The 7351-nt window shown below is 41.3% G+C and carries 4 protein-coding genes; 2 read left to right on the plus strand and 2 right to left on the minus strand.

What is annotated here, in order from left to right; genetic code table 11:
* Nucleotides 1-70: 70 nt before the first annotated feature.
* On the minus strand, nt 71-1840 hold the full coding sequence (locus AC5590_RS22270; protein WP_169265593.1) for a group II intron reverse transcriptase/maturase: 1770 nt from the start codon (nt 1838-1840) through the stop codon (nt 71-73).
* 1014 nt (nt 1841-2854) lie between these two features.
* Between AC5590_RS22270 and AC5590_RS22275 the strand changes: the two genes are divergently transcribed.
* Complete coding sequence (locus AC5590_RS22275) at nt 2855-4714, plus strand: CHAT domain-containing protein (protein WP_211178478.1); 1860 nt, start codon at nt 2855-2857, stop codon at nt 4712-4714.
* A 5-nt stretch (nt 4715-4719) separates the two neighbouring features.
* On the plus strand, nt 4720-6390 hold the full coding sequence (locus AC5590_RS22280; protein ID WP_169265594.1) for a hypothetical protein: 1671 nt from the start codon (nt 4720-4722) through the stop codon (nt 6388-6390).
* Nucleotides 6391-6719: 329 nt separating this feature from the next.
* Here the strand turns inward: AC5590_RS22280 and AC5590_RS22285 are convergent, their stop codons facing one another.
* Entirely contained in the window at nt 6720-7019 is a 300-nt protein-coding gene (locus tag AC5590_RS22285) for a ferredoxin (RefSeq protein WP_169265595.1), read from the minus strand.
* Nucleotides 7020-7351 lie beyond the last annotated feature (332 nt).

Here is a 7351-nt window from a genome sequence, read left to right on the forward strand (position 1 = left end):
GCATGAATCGTTAGATTCACACGGCTCCTCAATGACTTGGTGTTTGTCAAACACACCTATAAATTCCGAGTTAGAAGGGATTAAGGTGATAATCCTCATCTATCTCTGGAACTTTAATGGCAACATTATCTGCTGCCGTTTTAGCATCGTGGCAATGTCCGTGGAGTAATTGAAGGTTGTCATAACTGTCCTTACCGCCTTTTGAGCGAGGAGTTTTATGGTCGATTTCCATCAAATCTCCGTCGTGGAAAAATAGTCCGCAATGGGCACACTTTCCTTTTTGCATTTTCAAGAGTGTTGCCACCCTCGTTGGTGCTTCGGGATGTTTACCCATTCTAGAACTCCAGTAAACCCAATCACCATCGAATGGGCTTCTGCTTCCTTGCACTTTTGTGTGTCTCACGATAGGAGTTTCGCGGTGCTTCAGGAGGCGAATTCCCCGATTAATTGATGTGAATACCCAATTATCAGACCCAATAGTTTGCCAATATTTTTGACAACTCCATTGAGAAGATTTATTGGGGTGGCGATGTTCTGCCCATGCTTTCAATTGGCTAAATAGTATTGAATCAGCTTTGTTGAATATGCGTTTACTAACGACACTTGCGTAATAGGATGTCCATCCACGAATGATGGGATTTAAGTGAGCAATTAAATCAAACTGAGGTACTGACTTATGGCTCTCAATCACTTTCCCTATCTGATACGTGTGTGCATTTAGTTTTGCTTTGCTTGGGGTAATTATGGTTTTGAAACCGAGTAATATTCCGCCTCTGTTTTTACCACTATGACCTTTGCCTACAGCAAATTGTCTAATGGTGAAACCCAGAAAATCAAAACCTACGTTATCTTCATGCTTATTAAGAGTATGAGATATCCGCGTTTTACTTGGTTTCAATTCCAGTCCAATTCCGCTTAACCACTCCGCAATAATCTGCTGACATCTTTGAACAACGGTAAGGTTTTCGTGTAGGATGACAAAATCATCTGCAAATCTAATTAAGCTTATTGCCTGACGGTTAGCCGTTTTACTTCCGGGTAACGTGAGAGCAAATTGTTTAATTTGATTCTCCATACCGTGGAGGGCAATATTCGCTAACAACGGCGAAATACATCCGCCTTGTGGCGCACCCTCGGATGTTCTGCTGTAGGTTTTCTGCCTATTAGAATAGGCAGCAAAATCAATCACTCCCGCTCTTAACCATTCGCGAATTTGTCGGCGAATGGTGGGGAATGTGTTTAATTTTGACAGCAGAGCATTGTGGTTAATTCGGTCAAAGCAACGTGCAATATCGGCATCCAACACGTATTTAGGCTTAAACCTAATTGTGAGGAATATTGCCTCAATTGCATCATGGGCGCTTCTTCCCGGTCTAAACCCAAACGAGTTCCCCTCAAAGCGGGCTTCCCATTCTGGTTCTAGCGCTATTTTGACTAACGTCTGCAAGGCACGGTCGTAAATTGTAGGTATCGAGAGCGGTCTTTTTTCCCCCTCTGAATCAGGTTTGGGTATCCACACCCTTCGAGTAGGTGCAGCTTTACTCCCTAATCTCAGGGATTTTACCAAGATGAGACGTGCTTTTGGGGATAAGCTTTTCAGCCCATCCACTCCTGCCGTCTTCTTACCTCGGTTCTCTTGTGTTACCTTACGCACCGCTAAACACTTGGCTGACCAGGAATGTACCAGAGTTTTCTGGAGTTTTTTGACTGTTTTGACATCACCACGCTGCGAGGCTTTGTAGATGCGTTTTTGCAACTTGAATACTTTCCTTTCTAACTTTCGCCAGGGGATAGCATTCCATTCCACCGTAGTCTTGAAACTCGTTTTAGACGTATACATTGCTACTTATACCTCTACAATCCAAGTCACCGTGTCTCCGTCTGCATATCCCTTGCATTACCAAGGGCATTAGCTTCTGAGACAATCCTTCTCCCACATAGCTTCCGGTCGGCTACCTACTCAAGAATTCGACCAATTCTTGAGAGCATATGAGGGGTTTACTTCGTTCCCAAATTTCCGTTTGACGCTGGTTTTAGGATTCTCTCTCTTCACCGGGTTTCTTGTGAGTGCTTATTGGTCTGCCGCTAATCAGCCAATCACCAATCCTTTCCCTTTTGGGTCAAGCCTAACAGCCTTTTGGCTTGTTTTGCATTACGATGATTCAGTCGAGAGATTTGTATTCCTATCCATGACCAACTATGCTAGGCGGGATTCCACATTAGGCTAGCAGTTACCACCATGATTCCCCGCTTCACCCCAACAGATAACCATTCTGCTGAAATGGGGGACTCGCTGTCACTCCTGCACCTGGAGGGATGGAATTACACCATCACGAAAAGTTGAGTTATCAAGGTTCAGTTGAGATTTCTCCCTTCTTTATACCTTGCCTGTCATCCCCGAGTGTTTCTACTCATTTCGACAGAACGAATCACACTTGCGGCTCGCAAACATAAACGCTCCGGCTTGCAACCAAGACAAACAGAAACTCTATGTAACGTTTTATCCCGAAAGTATCAAAATATTAAAAGCTACGGAGAATGCGAGTAAAGCTATTGATAGTGCGATACCGTCTTGATCGAACGCGGTTTATGGGGCGAAATTGAGAAAATGGTTCAAAAAAAATAACTTGGGAAATTTTCCCAAGTTTGTAGAAGCACTGGAGGTGCATAGTACATATGAAAATCCCCACCACATGATGGTAGGGATAGTGTGTATCTTTTTTCCTTTTATTTATTAGGGCTAGCCCAAAAGAATTTATGCACCTTGCTCATGCATTTTAGGCTTTAATATTGAATCCGGGTGCATCGGAATAATTAAGTCGTAGTCAAAAGCCACCAGTAGCAGGCGATCGCCTTGCTGGAACAATTACCAGGAGAATCTTTAGTAAATTACGATAAATCAAGCCAGATCATTGATATTACCAGCACTATCCTGCTTACGGAAAACCAAGACCAAATTACAAAGCAACTCGTTTTTTTAGAAAAAATCTCCGAGTACGTAGAAAATTATCGTTACTTTAATACCTACTTCACTGACACAAACAACCAAACAACCATTCCACCCACCGAACCCCTCATTCACGGACAGACTTATTCATTATTTATAAACATCAGCCCAGAACCACAAGGAATAGATAGCGAACCAACCCCATTCCCAGATACAGCTTTAGCTCAAGTATGGAATGAACAAGAAACCCTATCTCTGGATGTAGTCGTGACTTCCAAGGATTTCAACATTAATACAACTATCAAAAAACTATCTTTACCTCGCACTGGTGCATCTGATAACGTCCAATTCACAGTCAAACCTAACAAATTTGATGGTCGTGGTTACATCCAAGTGGAATTGTTTTATCGTGGCTACCTACTTCAATGCAAGCAACTAATAATCCTGATTATACCTGTACCAGGTGCAGAAATTCCTGAATCCTTGCGTCCTCCCCAAAGTAGCCGCATGACTTTTACCACAACTGACTTACTCACTAACGAACAACTTGCACAACTCCCCGAACGAGTGTTAACTGTGGAGGTAGAACTTGATCAAAGAGATGGCAGTATTGATTTTCGCTTTCTTGATAGAACCCAAGGTAGTAAAGAACTGGCGTTTTACGATACAACCTTGCAACCTGCTGCATTGGGGAGTGCGATCGCCGGAATTCGCCAACAACTACACTCAACTTTAGTCGATGGATATTGGGGACAAGTCCAGGGAAGCATCGAACAACTTAACACCTGGCTTCCAAAATTAGCAGATGTCGGACGAGAACTCTATCGTCAACTTCTACCACAAAATCAAGATAGTTTATTAACAGATGACCAAGGAGAAACATTACAAGCTGCCCTCCAACCAAATACAGTGATTCAAGTCAACCCAGTGTTAGGAAAAGTAACAATTCCTTGGGCGCTACTGTATGAGCGGAAAATAAAAACTAGCAAACAGAATCGGGTGTGTGATCGCTTTACTGAACATGACTTAGATTGTACAAATTGCCCCAATAAAAGTGACCCAAAATTTATTTGCCCTCATGCTTTCTGGGGTTATCGCTATTCTATCGAGCAACTACCATGTTGGGCTAGCAGTAAACATAATTCTCCCGTGGCGTTAGTACGACAAATTAAAAATAATCAACAATTGCAACTGAGTTTTAACGTCTATCGGGATTTTCAACTTTGGCAAGAACATTTACCCAAATTAGAAGCTGCTGGTTCAATAAATATACTATCTGCGGAGGAAATGTTAAAGCTAGAAAGCATTTGGGAGGAACATGGCAATGTATTAGATTTAATATACTTCTACTGCCACGGTGGTTTAGAGGAAATGCCAAAAAGACCGTATTTAGAACTCAGCGATGAGCGAATTTACAGCAATTTTCTGGAATGTTATGAGTCAACTTGGCAACATCACCCGTTAGTATTTCTTAATGGCTGTGCAACGGGAGATTATAGTCCGGAAAGCTATGTCAGCTTGATTGATGATTTTTTGAACGCGGGAGCAAGTGGAGTTGTTGGTACAGAATGTCCTGTGTCAGAACCTTTTGCTGAATACTACGCGACAGAGGTATTTAAGCGACTGTTTGCAGGTGAAACAATGGGACAGGCGATGCTTGCAGTGCGGCGAAAATTGCTGCAACAGCAGCATAATCCTCTTGGCTTGGTTTATTCTTTATATGCTGCCCATGAGATTGCTTTAGCCTGTTCAATATCACAATTATAATATGTATGAAACGCTGGATTTTTGCTGTTGTCTGTTTGTTGCTTATTTGTCCCACATCTGCTTTAGCCCAAACTAATATTACAGTCGATGCTAAAGATAATCCTTTACAGATAAAAGGTTGGTTGAATGAGGAAAATACCCTTGTAGGTAGCATACGTCTTTCTGCTCCAGCAAAGGTAGAACAATTCACTTTTTTAGCTTCTGACTTGAAGCGTCAAGAAGGTGATGAAATTATTAGTCGTCAGCAAGTATCATTTCTAGGTGAAACTAAATTACAACCTGGTATACCCAAAGATTTCCAAATAAAAGTTAGTAATCCTCAATTACCAGGAACATATAAAGGACAAATTCAAGTACAACTTCCTGCTCAAAAACCACAAGTTATTGATATCAGCTTATTAGTAAAAGCTAGACCAAAACTAACACCTTTACGAGGAAACGAACAAGTACAGTTACAATTAACCCAATGTAGTTGGTGGTTAGATTGTGGATTAGCACGTTTATTATTTCCAACCAGTGCATTTTTAGAAAACTGGAATTTAGCTTTTGACAACACAGAAGATGCATCTGTAACAGTTACGAGTGCTGAGGTGTTTTTAAAAGGTGAACAAACAGGCTATCAGTTAACTTCTGACCAAATCAAAATACCTAATATTCCCCAAACTTTAAAAGCCGACCAAATTGTCAAAGTCCCCTTAACTTGGGAAAAAGCCAAAATTCCCTCAGACCGCTATACAGGAGCCGTTTACTTAAGTTTATCAGGTGCAAGGGAACGTTTAATCATCCCAGTTAACTTGACGATGCGAATTGCACCATTAACACCATTACTGGTGTTATTTTTGGGCATTCTTTTGGGCAGATTAATTAAATATATGCAAGAAAAGGGTATTCCCCAAACTGAAGCTCTAGGTAAAGTTAAGGAATTAGAAAAGCAAGTTGCTGTGATTGACGCAGAAGACAAAAAAATTCTCATTCCGATGCTATCCAAAGCCGAGCAGTTGGTGCAGCAGATGAAATTGGAAGCAGCAACAACGCAACTAGAGAAAGTTACTGCTCGTTGGGAATGTTTACAACAGTTACGCACTATAGAACAAAAGTTAGAATCCTTCAAAACTCATCCCCAAGTTCAGGGAAACAATGGTATTCTGCAAAAAATCAAAAACGTGCGGATGCAAATTGATTTAGAACAGGACGAGCAAGTAAAAAATTTACTGGAAGAATTACAGCAAGATGTCGCTGAGTTGCAATTTCCAACAATGATGGGACAAGATAAGACATCCATAAAGTTGTTAGAAGTGACTAAGGGGGTAAAAGATGCTGTTGCAGCTGTTGGTAGTACAGCGAAATCTAATGTGAAAAAACCTGTGGATAAATTGGTGCTGTGGTTGCAGAAATCCCTGATTTTCTTATCTGGAAGTGAGTTTCGTACTCAAGCAACATACTGGTTTGCACGACCATTGTTTTCTCTAGTGTTGTTGGTTGGTTTATCGGTGGTGGGGTTGCGATCGCTTTACATGCAAAAAGGGTCAACTTTTGGTGCTGACCCTTTTTCTGATTATTTAGGATTATTAATTTGGGGTATGAGCGCAGATGTTGCGAGTCGGAGTTTGAGTAATTTGACGGGAGGAGATGAGAAAAAACAAGAAGCCGCAACGTCAGATAGATTGAACAGTTAGTCTGGAATCAAGATCAAACAAAACGTAGGGTTTCCTAGTATTCCTACTTGCATAACGTGAATCTAGACTTTCAGCCAAAGTAGCTGTCATGAACTGCAAACCACTGAACACATGAAAATATTTCTCCGTGACTCCCTGACTCCTTATTTTCAAGAATGTCTTTTCCCTAAACCCCTACACCGTTCGGCTGAGCGCTCACAGCGAAGCTCTTAGACCGCTACGTCCATCTTTAAGCTAGATGTAAGCAGCAGACACAGCACAAGTTGCTTGTTTTCTCTCCTTATCACATCCGCGACTCTTGAAAGAGGTTGATTTTGGGTGCCTAACTTTTAATAAAGTGCTTCTTCCTTGTGGGTTTCGATAGTACAGTCAGACGTTGGATAAGCAATACAAGTTAGCACATATCCAGCTTTGATTTGGTCATCATCCAAGAAAGACTGCTCAGACTGGTCAACTTCACCTTTTGTGATTTTACCCGCACAGGTAGAGCAAGCACCAGCACGACAAGAGTATGGTAGGTCAAGACCTTGTTCTTCAGCAACGTCTAGAATAAATTCATCCTCTGGTACTTCAATTGTTTCGTTCAGCCCTTCAGCTTCGTTGATCAGTGTCACTTTGTAACTAGCCATTTTGTCAGCCTCTCTTTTGTAAACGGATCGTATAAGTTATCCTGAAGCAAAAACCACGACTCATCTTATCAGATCAGCCGTTGGTTAAAGTTTGCTTCACTTCTGATACTACGAGAAAAATAAAAGCATGTAACGAAAAATTCAACTCGATTAGTAATGAAATTTTGTCAGTTCTTAAATATAAGTTTTGTTTATAATAACGAGTTTCTATTGATTTGACTATACCACTGCTATATAAAACCTAGACAAGTCTAGACATTCTATTTCTTTCTTCATCGGGAGCATGGGAGCGGTTATCCCTCAGAAAGCATTCACGCCAAAGCCCTGCGCGA

Origin of the sequence: Brasilonema octagenarum UFV-OR1 (assembly GCF_963888615.1) — a bacterium.
In the GTDB taxonomy this organism is placed as follows: Bacteria; Cyanobacteriota; Cyanobacteriia; order Cyanobacteriales; family Nostocaceae; genus Brasilonema; species Brasilonema sennae.